Raw genomic sequence first — 17354 nt, forward strand, 5'->3', positions numbered from 1 at the left:
GCCCGCCCGTTGTCCACAGGCCGGACCGTGCGCCCCCTGAACGCCGATGTCCACTGGGCCGGCTCCTGGGGCGGTCGTAGGCTTGCTGGTATGTCGACCCATGCCAAGCGTGAACGACTTCTCCTCGCCGACCTGTTGGAGGCCGAGGGACCGGACGCCCCGACCCTGTGCGAGGGCTGGAACACCCGTGATCTCGCCGCGCACGTGGTGGTGCGCGAGCGCCGCGCGGACGCCGCGGGCGGGCTGCTGCTCAAACAGCTCGCGCCGCGTCTGGAGCGGGTGCAGGCGGAGTTCGCCGAGAAGCCGTACGAGGAGCTGATCCAGCTGATCCGGACGGGGCCGCCCCGCTTCTCGCCCTTCGCGCTGAAGCAGATCGACGAGGCGTCGAACACGGTGGAGTTCTACATCCACACCGAGGACGTGCGGCGGGCCCAGCCGGACTGGACGCCGCGCCCGCTGGACCCGGTCTTCCAGGACGCCCTGTGGTCCCGCCTGGAGCGCACCGCCCGCCTCGCCGGCCGTGGCGCCCCGACCGGCCTGGTGCTGCGCCGCCCGGACGGCCAGACGGCGGTCGCCCACCGGGGCACACCGGTCGTGACGGTGACCGGCGAGCCTTCGGAGCTGCTGATGTTCGCCCTCGGCCGGCAGAAGACGGCCGACGTGGAGCTGGAGGGCGACAAGGACGCGATCGCGAAGCTGAGTGAGACGAAGCAGCTGGGTCTCTGAGCGGCCTGCTCAGCTCGGCAGCTCGGCGCGGCGCAGGTCGCGGACGCACAGCGCGAGGACCCCGCCGAGGCCGCAGACCGCGGCACTGGCCACGAAGACCGGTCCGGTGCCCCACCAGCCGATCGCGGCGGCGGCCACCGGCATGCTCAGCGGGGCGAGACCGAGGCTGACGAGGCCCGCGACGGCGGTGACGCGGCCCAGGTAGGCGGGGTCCGCATGGGTCTGCAGCAGGGCGCCGCACAGGGCTCCGCTGAGCCCCGCGAGCAGACCCACGAGCAGGGCGACACCGACAGCCGCGGCGACACTCGGCGCATGGGCGAGCGCACCGATCGCGACCGAGCCCCCCAGGATCGCCACCCCGGCCAGACGTCCCGCGTGCGGCAGGTGCCCGCGCACGGTCAGCAGCAGTGCGGCGACGCCCGCACCGGTCCCGAACCCGGCGACCACCCAGCCCATCCCGGCGGCGCCCCAACCGCGCTGGTCGGCCAGCAGGGTCAGGCCCACGTTGAGCGGCCCGACGAAGCCGAAGTCACCGAGGGCGATGGCCGCGATGAGCGGGGCGAGGACGCGGTGTCGCCTGATGTAGCCGAGGCCGTCACGGAGATCCCGCCAGGCGGTGCGCTCCGCCGCCTTGTCGTCGGCGGGCAGTTCCCTCATCCGTACGGAGACGAGCAGCGGCACGGACACGGCGATCAGCAGGCCCGCCAGACCGAACGCCGTCGCCGAGCCGCCGAGCGCCACGGCGAGGCCGCCGAGCGGCGCCCCGACGACATTGGCGAAGCGGATGGCGAGGCCCCGCATACCCTGCACGCGGGCGAGCTGACCGTGACCGGTGACCCGGGCAGGGAGAGCGCCCACGGCGGGCATGAAGACGGCGTCGACGGTGCCGAAGACGAGGGCGAGCAGCGTCAGCGGCCACAGGCCGGGGCCGACCGCGAGCAGCAGTGCGGCCACCGCGAGGACGGCCGCGCAGCGCACCGCGTCGCTGCCGATGACGACCCGGCGCGGCCCGAACCGGTCGGCGAGCACTCCCCCGACCAGCATCAGCAGGGCCCGCGGCACGGCACTCACGGCCATCACCAGTCCGGCCTGCGAGGGTGTGCCTGCCTGCACGGCCGCCCAGGACAACGCGATGTAGTAGACGTTGTCACCGATCATCGACGACGTGTAGGCGCCCAGCCAGCGCAGCACATTGCCGTCACGGTGGGCCGGAGGGTCGGTGCGCGCGGGGGCGGAGCCCATGACGGTCGCGGTCACTGGAGTACGTCCTCTCAGGGGCGGAACGGGAAGCCGTACACATGCAGCGCCACGTTTTCGCGGCCTTCCGTGGCACCGGCCGCCTCGTCGGCGCGGCTCTTCTCGTCGTACTTCTTGACGAGAGCGAGCAGCTCCGCACCGAGCTCGGACAGTTCTGTCGCCGTCAGTCGCAGCAGGGACTCGTTGTCCGGAGCGGCGGTGTTCCACTCCGGGGCCCAGGTGGGACGCTCGTCGAGGTAGCGCCGGTACATGTCGCTGCGCTGCTCGTGGAAGAGCCGGGTGGCCGCCAGATGCATGGCCCTCTTCTCGGGCGCGTCCCGGAAGTCCTCGTCGTGGATGCTCACGCCCTCCGAAGCGGGCTGCCACCAGCGCTCGCGGCCGTCCCCGCTCCGGGGCTCGGCCTCCTCGATCAGCCCGTGCTCGGCGAGCTTGCGCAGGTGGTAGCTGACCAGTGAGGGCGCCTCGTCGACCTGCTCGGCCAGTTGGGACGCGGTCGCGGTCCTGGCCACGTACAGGGCCCGGTACAGCTGCATCCGCAGCGGATGGGCTATCGCCTTGAGCGTGCCCATGTCCGCGATGCGGCGGAGGTTCTCCTTCTCGGCCATGAGCTCACCGTAGATACGAAAGAAAAATTGCACAACAGATTTTGCGCAACTTATCTTTCACATCTGCCCACAAGCGAGCCCCGGCCATCCAGTGACCGAGGCTCAGCGCACGGCGTGCACCGCCGGCGTCCGACGTCAGCGAACGGGGCGCCCCGCCCCCCGCAGCGCCTCCTTGACCTGGCCGATCCGCAGATCCCCGAAGTGGAAGACGGACGCGGCGAGCACCGCGTCGGCGCCCGCGGCGATGGCGGGCGGGAAGTCGGCGAGCCGGCCCGCGCCCCCGCTGGCGATGAGCGGCACGGTGACGTGCTGACGGACGGCCTCGATCATCTCGATGTCGTAGCCGTCCTTCGTGCCGTCCGCGTCCATCGAGTTGAGCAGGATCTCGCCCGCGCCCAGCTCGGCGGCCTGGTGCGCCCACTCGACCGCGTCGATGCCGGTGCCCTTGCGCCCGCCGTGGGTGGTGACCTCGAAGGTCCCCCCGGGAGTGCGCCTGGCGTCCACCGACAGCACCAGCACCTGCCGCCCGAACCGCTCCGCGATCTCCCGGATGAGCTCGGGCCGGGCGATCGCGGCCGTGTTGACCCCGACCTTGTCGGCGCCCGCCCGCAGCAGCTTGTCGACGTCGTCGGCGGTGCGTACGCCGCCGCCCACGGTGAGCGGGATGAAGACCTGCTCGGCCGTGCGGCGCACCACGTCGTAGGTGGTCTCGCGGTTGCCCGAGGACGCGGTGATGTCCAGGAACGTCAGCTCGTCGGCGCCCTCGGCGTCGTACACCTTGGCCATCTCGACGGGGTCGCCCGCGTCACGCAGGTTCTGGAAGTTGACACCCTTGACGACCCGGCCGTTGTCCACGTCCAGGCAGGGGATGACTCGTACGGCAAGGGTCATGCTGCGGACACTCCGTCTTCTCCGCCGGAGCGGAACGCCTCCACCTCGACCTCGACGACCAGTCGCGAGTCCACGAAGCCGGAGACGATGATCATGGACGCGGCGGGACGCACGGTGTCGAACAGCTCCTTGTGGGCGCGTCCGACGTCCTCCACGTCCCGGGCGTGGGTGATGTACATGCGCGTACGGACGACGTCGTCACGGCCGAGGCCGAGCTGCTGCAACGCGGCGAACGCGGCGTTGAAGGAGTTGACCGCCTGTTCGTACGGGTCGCCGTCGACGATCGCTCCGTCGATCACGGAGGTGCAGCCCGCGACCAGCACCAGGCCGTTCGGCAGCTCCACCGCGCGGGAGTAGCCGAAGGCGTCCTCCCAGGGCGCGCCGGTCGTGACACGTCGTACGTCGCTCACTTGGCCACCGCCTCCAGGGCCTCTTCCAGGGTGAACGCCTTGGCGTAGAGGGCCTTGCCGACGATGGAGCCCTCGACGCCCAGCGGCACGAGCCCGGCGATGGCGCGCAGGTCATCCAGGGAGGAGACCCCGCCCGACGCGACCACCGGGCGGTCCGTCGCTGCGCACACGTTGCGCAGCAGTTCCAGGTTCGGGCCCTGCAGCGTGCCGTCCTTGGCGATGTCCGTGACGACGTAGCGCGCGCAGCCCTCGGCGTTGAGGCGCTCCAGCGTCTCGTAGAGGTCGCCGCCGTCGCGGGTCCAGCCGCGGCCGCGCAGCGTCGTGCCGCGTACGTCGAGACCGACCGCGATCTTGTCGCCGTGCTCGGCGATGACCTTGGCGACCCACTCCGGGGTCTCCAGGGCGGCGGTGCCGAGGTTGACCCGCGTGCAGCCGGTGGCGAGGGCCGCGGCGAGCGTGTCGTCGTCGCGGATGCCACCGGACAGCTCGACCTTGATGTCCATGGCGCCGGCGACCTCGGCGATCAGCTTGCGGTTGTCGCCGGTGCCGAACGCGGCGTCCAGGTCGACGAGGTGCAGCCACTCGGCACCCGAGCTCTGCCAGGCGAGGGCGGCCTCAAGGGGGGAGCCGTAAGAAGTTTCCGTCCCGGACTCGCCGTGCACGAGCCGGACGGCCTGGCCGTCGCGGACGTCGACGGCGGGGAGGAGTTCGAGCTTGCTCACAGTGTTCCGATCCAGTTGGTGAGGAGCTGGGCTCCGGCGTCGCCGGACTTCTCGGGGTGGAACTGCGTCGCCCACAGGGGGCCGTTCTCGACGGCCGCCACGAAGGGCTTGCCGTGCGTCGACCAGGTCACCAGGGGTGCGCGCAGCGCCGGGTTGCCCACTTCCAGGGACCAGTCGTGGACGGCGTAGGAGTGCACGAAGTAGAAGCGCGCGTCGGCGTCGAGGCCCGCGAAGAGCTGGGAGCCGGCCGGGGCCTCGACCGTGTTCCAGCCCATGTGGGGCACGATGTCGGCCTGGAGCGGCTCGACCGTGCCGGGCCACTCGTCGAGGCCCTCGGTCTGGACGCCGTGCTCGATGCCGCGCGCGAAGAGGATCTGCATACCGACGCAGATGCCCATCACCGGGCGGCCACCGGACAGACGGCGGCCGATGATCCAGTCGCCGCGGGCGTCCTTGAGGCCCTTCATGCAGGCGGCGAAGGCACCGACGCCGGGCACCAGCAGCCCGTCCGCGTTCATGGCCTGGTCGAAGTCACGCGTGATCTCGACCTCGGCGCCCGCGCGCGCGAGGGCACGCTCGGCGGAACGCACGTTCCCGAAGCCGTAGTCGAAGACGACGACCTTCTTAGGAGCGGTCAATTCCACACCTCCAGCCTCATGACGCCCGCGATCAGACACATCGCGGCGCCGAAGGAGAGCAGCACGATGAGACTCGCGGGCATCTTCTGCTTGACGAAGGAGTAGACACCGCCCAGGAGGAAGAGCCCGACGACGATGAGGATGGTGTTGAGGCCTGTCATGGTTTTACAGCGCGCCCTTCGTGGAGGGGAGGATGCCGGCGGCGCGGGGGTCGCGCTCGGAGGCGTACCGCAGCGCCCGGGCGAGCGCCTTGAACTGGCACTCCACGATGTGGTGCGCGTTACGCCCGTAGGGCACGTGCACGTGCAGTGCGATCTGGGCCTGGGCGACGAAGGACTCCAGGATGTGCCGGGTCATCGTCGTGTCGTACTCGCCGATCATCGGCGCCATGTTCTCGGGCTCGGTGTGCACGAGGTAGGGGCGGCCCGACAGGTCGACGGTCACCTGGGCGAGGGACTCGTCCAGCGGGACCGTGCAGTTGCCGAAGCGGTAGATGCCCACCTTGTCGCCGAGTGCCTGCTTGAAGGCGGCACCGAGCGCGAGGGCGGTGTCCTCGATGGTGTGGTGCGAGTCGATGTGCAGGTCGCCCTCGGTCTTCACGGTCAGGTCGAACAGACCGTGCCGGCCGAGCTGGTCGAGCATGTGGTCGTAGAAGCCGACGCCCGTCGACACCTCGACCTTGCCGGACCCGTCGAGATCGATCTCGACGAGGACCGACGTCTCCTTGGTCGTCCGCTCCACTCTTCCGACGCGGCTCATGCGCTCTGCTCCTTCTTCAACTCACGGACCGCGTCCAGGAACGCGTCGTTTTCGGCCGGGGTGCCGGCGGAGACCCGCAGCCATCCCGGTACGCCGTTGTCCCGGACCAGGACGCCCCGGTCGAGGATCTTCTGCCAGGCCTCGTGGGAGCCGCCCTCGCCGTCGAATCGCCCGAACTGGACGAAGTTCGCGTCGGACTCGGTCACCTCGTACCCGATCGCACGCAGTTCGGCGACCAGGCGGTCCCGCTCGGCCTTCAGCTGCTCGACGTATCCGAGCAGCGTGTCGGTGTGCTCCAGGGCGGCGAGGGCGGTGGCCTGCGCGACGGCCGACAGGTGGTAGGGCAGCCGTACGAGCTGGACCGCGTCGACGACCGCGGGGTGCGCGGCGAGATAGCCGAGGCGCAGTCCGGCCGCGCCGAACGCCTTCGACATCGTCCGCGACACGACGAGATTCGGCCGGCCTTCGATCAGCGGCAGCAGCGAGTCGCCGTGGCTGAACTCGATGTACGCCTCGTCGACCACGACCATGGACGGCCTGGCGGCCTGCGCGGCCTCGTAGAGCGCGAGGACCGTCTCGCGCGGCACCGCGTTGCCCGTGGGGTTGTTGGGGGTGGTGATGAAGACGACGTCCGGGCGGCTCTCGGCGATGGCCCGCTCGGCGGCGGCCCGGTCGATCGTGAAGTCCTCGCTGCGGGGACCCGAGATCCAGGCCGTGCCGGTGCCGCGCGCGATGAGCGCGTGCATCGAGTACGAGGGCTCGAAGCCGATCGCCGTACGGCCGGGGCCGCCGAAGGTCTGCAGCAGCTGCTGGATGACCTCGTTCGAGCCGTTGGCCGCCCAGACGTTCTCGACGTCGACCCGGTGCCCGCCGGTCCTCGTCAGGTACTTGGCCAGCTCCGTACGGAGTTCCACCGCGTCACGGTCGGGGTAGCGGTTGAGATTGCGGGCGGCCTCGCGGACCCGCTCGGCGATCCGCTCGACGAGCGGTTCGGGCAGCGGGTACGGGTTCTCGTTGGTGTTCAGCCGTACGGGCACGTCGAGTTGGGGCGCGCCGTAGGGGGACTTGCCGCGCAGCTCGTCCCGTACGGGAAGATCGTCGATACCGGTCACTTGCTCTCTGGAACCTTCCACCCGAAACGAGCCTTGATCGCCGCCCCGTGGGCCGGCAGGTCCTCCGCCTCCGCGAGCGTCACCACGTGGTGCGCCACCTCGGCGAGGGCGTCGCGCGTGTAGTCCACGATGTGGATCCCGCGCAGGAAGGACTGGACGCTCAGCCCCGAGGAGTGGCAGGCGCAGCCGCCGGTGGGCAGCACGTGGTTGGAACCCGCGCAGTAGTCGCCCAGCGACACCGGCGCCCAGGCGCCGACGAAGATCGCGCCCGCGTTCTTCACCCGGTCGGCGACGGCGGCAGCGTCCGCCGTCTGGATCTCCAGGTGCTCGGCGCCGTACGCGTCGACGACCCGCAGGCCCTCGTCCACGCCGTCGACGAGGACGATCGCGGACTGCCTGCCGCGCAGCGCGGGGACGATCCGGTCCTCGACGTGCTTGGTGGCCGCGACCTGCGGCTCCAGCTCCTTCTCGACCGCCTCCGCCAGCTCGACGGAGTCCGTGACGAGGACGGCGGCGGCGAGCGGGTCGTGCTCGGCCTGGCTGATCAGGTCGGAGGCCACGTGCACGGGGTCGGCCGTCTCGTCCGCGAGGATCGCGATCTCGGTGGGGCCGGCCTCGGCGTCGATGCCGATCTTGCCTGCGAAGTACCGCTTGGCGGCGGCGACCCAGATGTTGCCGGGCCCGGTGACCATGTTGGCGGGCGGGCAGGACTCGGTGCCGTAAGCGAACATCGCGACGGCGGTGGCACCGCCCGCCGCGTACACCTCGTCGACGCCGAGCAGCGCGCAGGCGGCCAGGATCGTCGGGTGCGGCAGCCCGCCGAACTCCGCCTGGGCCGGGGAGGCGAGCGCGATGGAACCGACCCCGGCTTCCTGGGCCGGGACCACGTTCATGATCACGGATGACGGGTATACGGAGCGGCCGCCGGGGGCGTACAGGCCCACGCGCTCGACCGGCACCCACTTCTCGGTGACCGAGCCGCCCGGCACGACCTGGGTGGTGTGCGCGGCGCGGCGCTGCTCGCGGTGGACCAGGCGGGCGCGGCGGATGGACTCCTCCAGGGCCGCGCGCACGGCCGGGTCGAGCTGCTCCAGGGCCTCGGCGAGGGCCTGGCCCGGAACCCGTACGGATTCCAGCTGCACCCCGTCGAATTTCTCCGCGTAGTCGATCAGCGCCGCGTCGCCACGATGATGCACGGCCTCGCAGATCGGACGCACCTTCTCCAGGGCGGCCTGAACGTCGAAGTCGGCTCGGGGCAGCAGGTCGCGCAGGGCGGAGCCCTCGGGGAGGGCGTCGCCGCGCAGATCGATTCGGGAGATCACGGTCCCAATTCTCTCAGACGGCGATAAGGCGCCGGACGCCTGTATCAATGGCTGATACAAGCCGTCCCAGGCTCCCCCTGGAGATCTCCGTCACCAATGGCGTTCGGCCCGTCACACAGCGGGCATGAACGGCTGTACGAAACCCGCGAGTAGCTGGGGTGGGAGGGACGTGACGTGACCGAGGGTGCCGGCCTCCGCGGTGGGGACCTGCCGGACGAGCTGACCGCCGCCGAGGCCGGGATGTGGCAGGCCTTCCGCAACGGCAGCGTGTACGACCTGCGCAGCGGCGACATGACCGTGGACGATCCGCACGGCGGCCATCCCTGGGGGCCCGAGCGCAGTGTCCGGGCCCGGATCGTGGCATGGCTGCTGCTCGACGGGCCGCCCGCCCTCCAGGGCCGGGTCGCCTCCCTGAAGCTGACCGGCGTGCAGATCACGGACGTCCTCGATCTCGCGGGTGGCACGGTGGTGCCGTACGTCGAGCTGAAGGGCTGCCGGTTCGAGAAGGAGATCCTGCTGCCGGAGGCGCACTTCACGACCGTACGTCTGGTCAACTGCTCGGTGCCGCGCCTGGAGGCGGCCCGGGTGCACACCGAAGGCGATCTGCATCTGCCCCGCTGCCGCTTCCACAACGGGGTGCGGCTGACCGACGCGCACATCGGTACGGATCTGCTGCTCAACCAGGCCGTGGTCTACCGGGACCGGCGCGGCCGCTCGCTCACCGGCGACGGCATGACGGTGGGGCAGGACCTGCAGGCCGAGATGCTGGAGTCGCACGGCGAGCTGAGCCTGCGCGGCGCCACCGTCGGTGTCTCGCTCAGCCTGCGCGGCAGCAAGCTGAACAACCCGTACTCGCGGCTGGCGCTGAACGCTCCCCAGCTGACCGTCAACCGCACGCTCTACATGACCCCCGCGGGCCTCGGCAATCCCCTGCTGACCAGCGGCACCACCCCGGCGCGCGGGACGCTGGTGCAGCGCTTCGAGTGCCAGGGCGGGATCCGCCTCGACGACGGACGGTTCGGGGACGCCCTCGACTTCGAGCGGGCCCGTTTCACCTTCGACGACGACCAGGAGCTGTCCCTGCTGCGGGTGCAGACGCCCGAGCTGCGCTTCCTCGGGGAGCGTCCCGAGCGGGGCAAGGTGGTCCTGTCGGGGGCGCGGATCGTCAATCTCGTCGACCGGGCGGACAGCTGGCCGGGCCCGGGCAACCTCCACATGGGCGGCTTCAGCTACGAGAATCTCGTACCGCAGGGGGGCTTCCCGCTGACCCGGCGCCTGGAGTGGGTGGCGGCGGCGACCGCGGAGTACAGCCCGGAGCCGTACGAGCGGCTGGCCACCGTGCTGCGCGACTCCGGCGAGGACGAGGACGCGCGCGAGGTGCTGCTCGCCAAGCAGCGCCGCCGCCGCGAGACCCTGCCGCTCGCGGCCAAGCTGTGGGGGTACGCGCAGGACTGGACGGTCGCCTACGGGTACCGGCCCGGCCGGGCCGCCCTGTGGATGGCGGTGCTGTGGGCGGCGTCCTCGATCGCCTTCTCGCACGCGACCCACACCCCCGCGAACGGCGGGCATCCGCCGTGGAACGCCGCGCTGTTCGCCCTCGACCTTCTGCTGCCGGTGATCGACCTCGGCCAGGTGGACGTCTGGCAGCTGCGCGGCGGCTGGCAGTGGCTGGCCGCGGTGGTGATCCTCCTGGGCTGGATCCTGGCGACGACGGTGGCGGCGGGGGCGACGCGGCTGCTGCGCCGCAGCTGAGGGGCCTGGTGGGGCCCGGCAGGGGCGGCATCCGGCCATCCTGTTGACAGGTGTTTCAATAGTAGAACAACAGTCACTTTTTACTCACCCTTGACCATCTGACATACAACCAAACGAGGGTTACGAAAGTGTCACCGCGCACCCTCTGGTACAGCTCCGACCTGCGGCTTTCAATGGTCGACACCATGGCACTGCTGCGCGCGTTCATCCGTACGGCCCGGATGGTCAAGAACACTTCGCGCCTCGCCGCCGGACTGCCCGCCGACGACGAGGTACTGCTGGACGCCCCGGACGAACGGCTCGCGCCGGCCCTCGTCGCGGCGGCACGCGGTGAGTACGACATCGCGGCCAAACTGCTCGCCGCCACCCGCGAGGCCGCCGAGTGGGAGAACCGCGACCGGTACGCGAGACGCCTCGCCGCGTTCGCGCGCACCCGCGACGAATGGCTCCAGACCTGGCAGAGCGAGTCCCCGCACGACCCGGACGCGCTCCTGGTCAAGGCCGAGCTCGCGGTGCGCCGCTGGTGGGAGTCGCCCGCCCGCGCCGAGCTGCTGCGCGAGGTCGGCCCGCTGATCGCCGCCGCCGCCGAGGGCGACCCGCGCGACCCGGTGCCCTGGCGCATCGCGCTCGACCACGCCCGTGGCACCAACGCCGGGCACACTGAGTTCGAGAAGCTGTGGGCCGAGGCCGTACGCCGTTCCCCGCACCACTACGGCTGCCATGTGGCCGCCCTGAAGTACCTGTCGGCCGCCTGGTACGGCTCGCACCGCGAGTGCTTCGACTTCGCCGAGCGGGCCGCGCAGGACGCGCTGCCCGGCTCACTCGTACAGGCGCTTCCGGTGCGCGCGGCCTTCGCCTATCTGACCGAGGGCGGCCGGGCCGTCATCCCGCGTGAGCGGCTCGACGAGGCAGCCGACCTCGCGATCGCGGTCTCGGCGGCATACGCACCCGCCGACCCGTGGCCCGCGGAGGTGCGCAACCTCCTCACCTATGTCCTGATCAGGCTGGAGCGCTGGCAGGACGCCCTGGACCAGCTCCGTCTGATCGGCCCGTACGCGACCTCGTTCCCCTGGGACCGGGTCTCCGACGACCCGCTGAGCCAGTTCCTGGAACTGCGCGACGGAGTCCGCCTGGAGGTCGCCTCGAACATCCCCCTCCATCCACGGAGTGAGCACGGCGGACGTGCTCCCTCCGGCGACCATTAGGCTTTCGCGTCGTGACCACCGTCCGGCTCCCGCTCTTCCCCCTGAACTCGGTTCTGTTCCCGGGTCTCGTGCTTCCCCTGAACATTTTCGAGGAGCGCTATCGCGCCATGATGCGCGAACTGCTGAAGACCCCCGAGGACGAACCGCGCCGTTTCGCCGTCGTCGCCATCCGCGACGGCTACGAGGTCGCGCACACCGCACCCGGTATGCCGGACCAGACGGCGCTGCCGCAACGCGGTCCCGCGGCCGGGTTCGGCGACGACCCGCTCAAGGCCTTCCACGAGGTGGGCTGCGTCGCGGACGCGGCCACCATCCGGGAGCGCGCCGACGGCAGTTTCGAGGTACTGGCCACCGGCACCACGCGGGTACGGCTCCTGTCCGTGGACGCCTCCGGCGCGTTCCTGACGGCCGAACTGGAGGAACTTCCGGAGGAACCCGGCGAGGAGGCGGGCGCGCTCGCCGAGGGCGTCCTGCGGGCCTTCCGCCAGTACCAGAAGCGACTGGCGGGCGCCCGCGAACGCTCACTGTCCACCGGCGCGGACCTGCCGGACGACCCGGCGGTGGTCTCCTACCTGGTGGCGGCCGCCGTGATGCTCGACATCCCGGCCAAGCAGAAACTGCTCCAGGCCCCCGACACGGCCACCCGCCTGCACGAAGAGCTGAAACTCCTGCGCGCCGAGACCGCCATCATCCGTAATCTGCCGTCGTTGCCCGCGGCGGAACTGACGCGCAACCCGACAAGTCTCAACTGAAGGCCCCGACACCTTGGCGAAGAAGTCGAAGAAGCAGCAGCAGTCCGGGGGCACGCCCGCGACGGTCGCCCTGACGGCGGCGGGCGTCGTGTACACGGTCCACGCCTACGAGCACGACCCCGCGCACCCCTCGTACGGCGAGGAGGCCGCCGAGGCGATGGGCGTCTCCCCCGACCGCGTCTTCAAGACCCTGATCGCGGACGTGGACGGCTCCCTCGTGGTCGCCGTGGTCCCCGTCGCGGGCTCCCTGGACCTGAAGGCCCTGGCCACGGCGGTGGGCGGCAAGCGCGCCGCCATGGCCGACCCGGCGGCCGCCGAGCGCACCACGGGCTATGTCCGCGGCGGCATCTCCCCCCTGGGCCAGCGCAAGAGACTCCGTACGGTCCTGGACACCTCGGCCCACCACCACGCCACGATCTGCGTCTCGGCCGGCCGCCGGGGCCTTGAGGTGGAGCTCGCCCCCGACGACCTGGCGCACCTCACGGAAGCGGTGTCCGCGCCGGTCGCCCGTGCGTGACCCCTCGACGGATGCGTCGTCCTGCGTTAAGCACGAGAGGCATGTCGAAACGAACCCGCAAACGCAAGTGGCGCACGAAGAAGGGCCGCTCGAACCACGGCCACCGACCTCCATGACCCACACGCCCGGCATCCTGGGGTGAGTTCTTCGTCCGCGGGCGGCGGCGGGGGCGAGAGAAGGCCGGGTCAGGTCGTCGGAGGCGCCGGTGGGGTCGGAGCGCCGTACGGGCTCGCGTAGGGATCCGGGTCCCGGGGACCGAACAATGCGGTCAGGCCGAGATGAACCACCAGCCCCGCCAGGGACCACGCCAGCAACGCCCCCCTCGCCCCGAGCTTCAACGGCGCGGAGAACGTCACCCCCTTGCCCACCTGCTTGGCATGGGCGACCACGTTCTGCGTCGGCCCGAGCCAGATCCCGATCCGCCAGGCGAGCAGCGACCCGAGCACACCCCCCACCGCCAGCGCGACCACGAGCGGCACACCCCCACGCCGCCGCACCAGGAACACCGCCACCGCACTGACCGCACCGAACGCCAGAGCGAGCAGCGTGAACGTCCCGTCGACCCCGATGGCCTGCTCACCCTCGGTGTCCTTCAGATACACCGCGCTGTCGTCCGCGACCAACGGCACATGCGGCGCCAGCCACCACCACAGCACACCGAGCAGTACTCCCGCGAGCGCCACCGCCACCGTGACGACGGCGGCCTCCTTCACTTCGGTCTTCATCCCGGGCCCGTCCTGTTCGTACCCGACGGTCCCCGCGAGGCCCCCGGCGGGCGGAGCCTGCCAGACATGGGCGTCGTCGGAGGGCGGTTGATGCGGCGGCGGAGGCGGCGTCAGCGGTGCGGTCACACTGACATCGTGCCAGGCCCGGCTGTCGGCCGCGTCACCGGACGGCCGCCCGGCGGTACGCCCAGGTCGCCACCGCCAGCGAGGCCATCCCGACGCCCGCGCAGACGGCGAGGTCACCGACGACGAAGGCCCAGTCGGGGTGCGCCCCGAAGCTCCGCGCGAAGGCCTCGACGCCGTAGGTGGAAGGCAGCAGATCACGGGCGTACTGCACCACCGTGGGCAGCCGGTCCGCCGGCAGCACCCCGAGCAGCAGCGCCGCCGACATCCCCAGCTGGCCGAGCAGTGTGGCGAGTTCGGGCCGAGGCGCGAGCAGTCCGAGCGCCGCCCCGAGCCCGGCGAGCGCGGCGCCTGCGAGCGGGATCACCGCGACGAGCACCCACAGATGCGCCATCGGCAGCCCGAAGAGGACAGAGCCGACGACGGCAGTGACCACGGTCCCGGGCACGGTGAAGGAGGCGTACGCGCCCGCGGCACCGAGCACGACGGCGGCCGGCGGCACCGGCAGGGTCGCGTAGTGGTCGAGCCCGCCGCCGGCCCGCAGCTGTCCGAAGTACTGGGCCAGCAGGTTGAGCCCGACGAAGGCGACGACCAGGACCGACGCCCCGGCCACGATGGACCGGGCCTCGGCCCCGCCGTCCACCACGCCACGCATCATGACCATGATGCCGACGGACTGCACCGTGGCCACGAACAGCAGCGGAATCCGCGCCACGCGCGCGCGGGAGAGCTGGGCCCGGTACATGGCGGCGAGGGAGGGCCACAGCCGCGCCCGCGGCCCGAGTTCGGCGGCGTCACCGGCGTCCTCGGCCACGGACAGCGCACTGCCCGGCAGCACCTCAGCGGGTACGACACTCACGTCGAGCTGCTCCTCTTCACTCCGGCAGCCGTCCTGTCCCTGTTCCCGGCGTTTCCGGCGTTTCCGGCGTTTCCCACGCCGTTTCCCACACCCACGACGTCCCTCCCCGTCCGTACAGACTCCCCTACGGATTCCAGACCCCGAGCGCTCACGCCTTCACCAACCCCTGCGCATTGCCGCCGAGCGCGAGGTACACGTCCTCCAGGCTCGGCGTGGCCAGCGTGAAGTCGTCGAGCGCGGCGAACGCGGCGCCTCCGGTCACCGTGGCGACGGCCGCACGGGCCTCCTCCGGGGCCAGCCGCAGGGTCCAGCGGCGGCCCGACTCGACGGCCCGGGCGCGCAGCGCGGCAACCTCGGGCACGTCCAGCGGCGCGCTCTCGCGCCAGACGAGTTCGACCCGCACCTCGCCCGCGACCCGCTCCTTCAGCCCGGCCGGCGTGTCGCAGGCGATGACGCGGCCCCGGTCGAGGACGGCGACCCGGTCGAGCACGGTCTCGGCCTCGATGACGTTGTGGGTGACCAGCAGCACGGTGGCGCCGTGCTCGGCCCGGCGCCGGTCCACGGCGGACCACACGGCCCGCCGGGCCACGGGGTCCATGCCGGTGGTCGGCTCGTCGAGGACGAGCAGCGGCCGCTGCCCGACCAGCGCGGCGGCGAAACAGGCCAGCCGCCGCTGGCCGCCGGACAGCTTCTTCAGGGGGCGGGAGGCGATCGGGGTGAGGCCCAGTTCGTCGAGCACGGCGTCCCGCTCGGCCCGCGCCTCGCGCAGTTCGAGCCCGCGCAGCCGCCCGGTCGTCTCCGCGGCCAGCGACACGGTCAGCTCGTCGAGGGCGGTGGACTCCTGTCCGAGGTAGGCGAGGATGCGCGCCGCCCGCTCGGGGTGACGCACGATGTCGTGCCCGAGGATCTCGACACTGCCGCTGTCGGGCCGCATGAGCCCGGTCAGCTGGCGTACGAGGGTCGACTTCCCGGCGCCGTTCGGCCCGAGCAGTCCGAAGATCTCGCCGCGCCGGATGTCCAGCCGTACCCCGTCGGTGGCCCGCACCTCGGGCGTACCGGGGCTGCCACGCCGTCCGCGGACGGCCGGGTAGGTCTTGGTCAGCGCGCGCACCGAGCACACGACATCGCCTCTGTGCCCGTCCCGGACTGCCTGTGCCGTGCGCGTACTCACGAAGGACGAGCCTACGGGGTCCGATGCCCCGTTATGCGCCCGGGGCCCTCGCCTCAGCCGGTCCACGAGCCATCCTGGACCGGGCCTCAAAGGTCTGGCGCGCCGAAGAGGCCCCCACCCACCCGCACCCGAGCAGCACGCCCGGGGTCCGACCCCTCCCCCGGCTCACTCCCCGGCAGGGGCGTGCTCCGCCGCCGTACGCACATCGATCTCCCGCCAGAACCCCGCCCTGATCGCATACCGGTCGTGCTCGTCGATCTGGTCGTCCTTGTGGGCGAGCAGCCCGAAGCGCGCCGCGTACCGCAGCAGCTCACCGTCCACACGGTGCGGGACCCGCGGGTACATCGTGGACAGCTTCTGCAGATGGCTCGGGTCGGTGAGCCGCTCCATCCAGCGGCGCGCGAAGACCTGCCCCACCTCGTACGGATCGCCGCCGACCGTGGTGATGTCCTCCTCGCGGTCGGCCCAGCGCTGCTCGGCGGAGGTGAGCTGGGCGAGCGTGGGCAGCGCGGCGGCCTCCGTGGACTCCGCGACACCCCCGGGACGTTCGATCCACCCCTTGTCGGACGACCACCGCAGCGTCGCGCTCGCGGGGTGCTGGGGGGCCTGGACGCCCGGTGCGCGCAGTGCGGCGAGGTCCTTGGGCGTCGGCACGCCCTTGGGGGCGGGAACCCGCTCCTCGGCCCCGTTCGGCGACTCGGCGACGGGGCTGTGCTCCGCGGTCTCGGAGGGGCGCTCGGCCGCGCCGGCGAGCGACGAGTCGGGCAGCGGCGCGGAGAGGATCGCGGCGATCTCGGGGCGCGGCACGGGCTGCGGCGCACAGATCCCGCCGAGGTCCTTGGCCCGTACGGCCTTGGTGATCCACGCCCGGTCCAGCACCCGGCGCTCGTCGGCCTCGGCGACCAGGTCCTCGGACTGGTTGTAGTCGCCGTCCGCGGCCTGCACGGCCCACAGGTGTACGGCGACGCCGTGCTCCTTGGCGGCCATCATGCCCGGCAGCAGGTCCCCGTCGCCGGTCACCAGGACCACGTCGGAGCAGGCGCGGTTGCGGGCCAGCTCGGTCAGCTCGGCGTGCATGGCGGCGTCGACGCCCTTCTGCGCCCACCGCCCGTCGCTGCGGGTCAGCGCGCCGAGGCGCACCGTGACCCGTGGCATCACGCGCAGCCGGCGGTGCTCCGGTTGCGGTACGCGGTCGGGCGCGCCGTCGAACCAGTAGATGCGCAGCAGGGGCCGCTCCGTGTCGGACTCGGCGCGCTCGCGCAGGCCCTGGATGAGGGCGGCGTGGTCGACGGTGATCCGGGATCGCGAAGGCTCCCCGGCGAGGAGACTGGCAGCGGCCCCGAGCAGATACCCGGCGTCCACCAGGACGATGCAGCGGTCCACGCGGTCCACCCTCTTTCCGGTTCCGGGAGGTTTGCTTCGGGCTTCCTTCGAGTCTGCCCGACGGCGCGGAGGTTAACGGCCCGAACTCGATCTTCGGCGTGGCGAATCGGGGGATAACGCTCCGACAGGGCTTATTACACAGGGTAATTCTCCGAAATGCACCGCTTGTCAGGCTATGTGAATCTGGATCCGGCCCTGACCCCTAGGGCCCCACAGGAGGCAATCACCATGGCCAAGAACAAGAACCGCAAGCAGGGCGGCCAGCAGGACCGCTCCTCGCAGGCCGAGCGTGCGCAGGAGCAGGCGCAGCGGTCCTCGACGGAGGCTCACACGCCGCTGTCGCAGGCCCAGGGCAGCCCCGCGGATGTCGCCCGCAAGCACCAGAAGCGCTTCGGCCACAACTGAGGCCACGGGTAAGGGCTGTT

General features: G+C 71.7%; 20 protein-coding genes. 6 read left to right on the forward strand and 14 right to left on the reverse strand.

Annotated features, from left to right (window positions below; translation table 11 throughout):
• The first annotated feature begins 90 nt into the window (after positions 1–90).
• Complete coding sequence (locus ACIRA5_RS22700) at positions 91–726, forward strand: TIGR03085 family metal-binding protein (RefSeq protein ID WP_403693258.1); 636 nt, start codon at positions 91–93, stop codon at positions 724–726.
• 9 nt (positions 727–735) lie between these two features.
• Here the strand turns inward: ACIRA5_RS22700 and ACIRA5_RS22705 are convergent, their stop codons facing one another.
• The 10 genes from ACIRA5_RS22705 to hisD form a co-directional block, all read right to left on the reverse strand.
• Positions 736–1968: an MFS transporter gene (locus ACIRA5_RS22705; RefSeq protein WP_403693351.1), complete on the reverse strand. Its 1233-nt coding sequence runs from the start codon at positions 1966–1968 to the stop codon at positions 736–738.
• Positions 1969–1997: 29 nt separating this feature from the next.
• On the reverse strand, positions 1998–2588 hold the full coding sequence (locus ACIRA5_RS22710; protein ID WP_403693259.1) for an ArsR/SmtB family transcription factor: 591 nt from the start codon (positions 2586–2588) through the stop codon (positions 1998–2000).
• Positions 2589–2723: 135 nt separating this feature from the next.
• A complete protein-coding gene (gene hisF / locus ACIRA5_RS22715; RefSeq protein ID WP_403693261.1) occupies positions 2724–3479 on the reverse strand; it encodes an imidazole glycerol phosphate synthase subunit HisF in 756 nt (251 codons plus the stop codon).
• Positions 3476–3889 (reverse strand): RidA family protein, encoded by a 414-nt coding sequence (locus ACIRA5_RS22720; protein ID WP_403693263.1) that lies wholly within the window; start codon positions 3887–3889, stop codon positions 3476–3478. The genes hisF and ACIRA5_RS22720 overlap by 4 nt, the downstream gene beginning before the upstream one ends.
• The gene (priA, locus tag ACIRA5_RS22725) at positions 3886–4611 is read right to left on the reverse strand and encodes a bifunctional 1-(5-phosphoribosyl)-5-((5-phosphoribosylamino)methylideneamino)imidazole-4-carboxamide isomerase/phosphoribosylanthranilate isomerase PriA (RefSeq protein ID WP_403693264.1); all 726 of its coding nucleotides are present in this window, start codon (positions 4609–4611) and stop codon (positions 3886–3888) included. Before priA ends, ACIRA5_RS22720 begins: the two co-directional genes overlap by 4 nt.
• A complete protein-coding gene (gene hisH / locus ACIRA5_RS22730; protein WP_403693266.1) occupies positions 4608–5255 on the reverse strand; it encodes an imidazole glycerol phosphate synthase subunit HisH in 648 nt (215 codons plus the stop codon). Before hisH ends, priA begins: the two co-directional genes overlap by 4 nt.
• Positions 5246–5410: a hypothetical protein gene (locus ACIRA5_RS22735; protein ID WP_165854115.1), complete on the reverse strand. Its 165-nt coding sequence runs from the start codon at positions 5408–5410 to the stop codon at positions 5246–5248. The genes hisH and ACIRA5_RS22735 overlap by 10 nt, the downstream gene beginning before the upstream one ends.
• A gap of 4 nt (positions 5411–5414) precedes the next feature.
• Positions 5415–6008, reverse strand: a complete 594-nt coding sequence (gene hisB, locus ACIRA5_RS22740; RefSeq protein WP_054217455.1) for an imidazoleglycerol-phosphate dehydratase HisB — start codon at positions 6006–6008, stop codon at positions 5415–5417.
• Positions 6005–7120 carry a histidinol-phosphate transaminase gene (locus ACIRA5_RS22745; protein WP_067363800.1) on the reverse strand — a complete coding sequence of 372 codons (1116 nt, stop codon included), beginning with the start codon at positions 7118–7120 and terminating at the stop codon, positions 6005–6007. Before ACIRA5_RS22745 ends, hisB begins: the two co-directional genes overlap by 4 nt.
• Positions 7117–8442, reverse strand: coding sequence for a histidinol dehydrogenase (gene hisD, locus ACIRA5_RS22750; RefSeq protein WP_403693269.1), 1326 nt, complete (start codon positions 8440–8442; stop codon positions 7117–7119). The genes ACIRA5_RS22745 and hisD overlap by 4 nt, the downstream gene beginning before the upstream one ends.
• 174 nt (positions 8443–8616) lie before the next feature.
• Between hisD and ACIRA5_RS22755 the strand changes: the two genes are divergently transcribed.
• The 4 genes from ACIRA5_RS22755 (at position 8617) to ybaK (ending at position 12668) form a co-directional block, all read left to right on the forward strand.
• Positions 8617–10194 carry an oxidoreductase gene (locus tag ACIRA5_RS22755; RefSeq protein ID WP_403693271.1) on the forward strand — a complete coding sequence of 526 codons (1578 nt, stop codon included), beginning with the start codon at positions 8617–8619 and terminating at the stop codon, positions 10192–10194.
• A 185-nt stretch (positions 10195–10379) separates the two neighbouring features.
• Entirely contained in the window at positions 10380–11399 is a 1020-nt protein-coding gene (locus ACIRA5_RS22760; protein WP_403693352.1) for a hypothetical protein, read from the forward strand.
• Positions 11400–11410: 11 nt separating this feature from the next.
• Complete coding sequence (locus ACIRA5_RS22765; protein ID WP_403693272.1) at positions 11411–12151, forward strand: LON peptidase substrate-binding domain-containing protein; 741 nt, start codon at positions 11411–11413, stop codon at positions 12149–12151.
• A 13-nt stretch (positions 12152–12164) separates the two neighbouring features.
• Entirely contained in the window at positions 12165–12668 is a 504-nt protein-coding gene (gene ybaK, locus ACIRA5_RS22770) for a Cys-tRNA(Pro) deacylase (RefSeq protein WP_403693274.1), read from the forward strand.
• 185 nt (positions 12669–12853) lie between these two features.
• On the opposite strand, the gene ACIRA5_RS22775 is transcribed toward ybaK, so the two are convergent.
• From ACIRA5_RS22775 to ACIRA5_RS22790, 4 genes are all read right to left on the reverse strand, one after another.
• The gene (locus ACIRA5_RS22775) at positions 12854–13519 is read right to left on the reverse strand and encodes an AAA family ATPase (RefSeq protein WP_403693275.1); all 666 of its coding nucleotides are present in this window, start codon (positions 13517–13519) and stop codon (positions 12854–12856) included.
• A gap of 34 nt (positions 13520–13553) precedes the next feature.
• Positions 13554–14375, reverse strand: coding sequence for an ABC transporter permease (locus ACIRA5_RS22780; RefSeq protein WP_403693277.1), 822 nt, complete (start codon positions 14373–14375; stop codon positions 13554–13556).
• 148 nt (positions 14376–14523) lie between these two features.
• Positions 14524–15546 (reverse strand): ABC transporter ATP-binding protein, encoded by a 1023-nt coding sequence (locus ACIRA5_RS22785; protein ID WP_403693278.1) that lies wholly within the window; start codon positions 15544–15546, stop codon positions 14524–14526.
• Between the two features lie 165 nt (positions 15547–15711).
• A complete protein-coding gene (locus tag ACIRA5_RS22790) occupies positions 15712–16929 on the reverse strand; it encodes an NYN domain-containing protein (RefSeq protein ID WP_403693280.1) in 1218 nt (405 codons plus the stop codon).
• Positions 16930–17157: 228 nt separating this feature from the next.
• On the opposite strand from ACIRA5_RS22790, the gene ACIRA5_RS22795 reads away from it, so the two are divergent.
• Positions 17158–17334 carry a hypothetical protein gene (locus tag ACIRA5_RS22795; protein ID WP_403693281.1) on the forward strand — a complete coding sequence of 59 codons (177 nt, stop codon included), beginning with the start codon at positions 17158–17160 and terminating at the stop codon, positions 17332–17334.
• Positions 17335–17354 lie beyond the last annotated feature (20 nt).

The sequence above is a fragment of the Streptomyces sp. NPDC096311 genome (assembly GCF_044763085.1).
Taxonomy (GTDB): Bacteria; Actinomycetota; Actinomycetes; order Streptomycetales; family Streptomycetaceae; genus Streptomyces.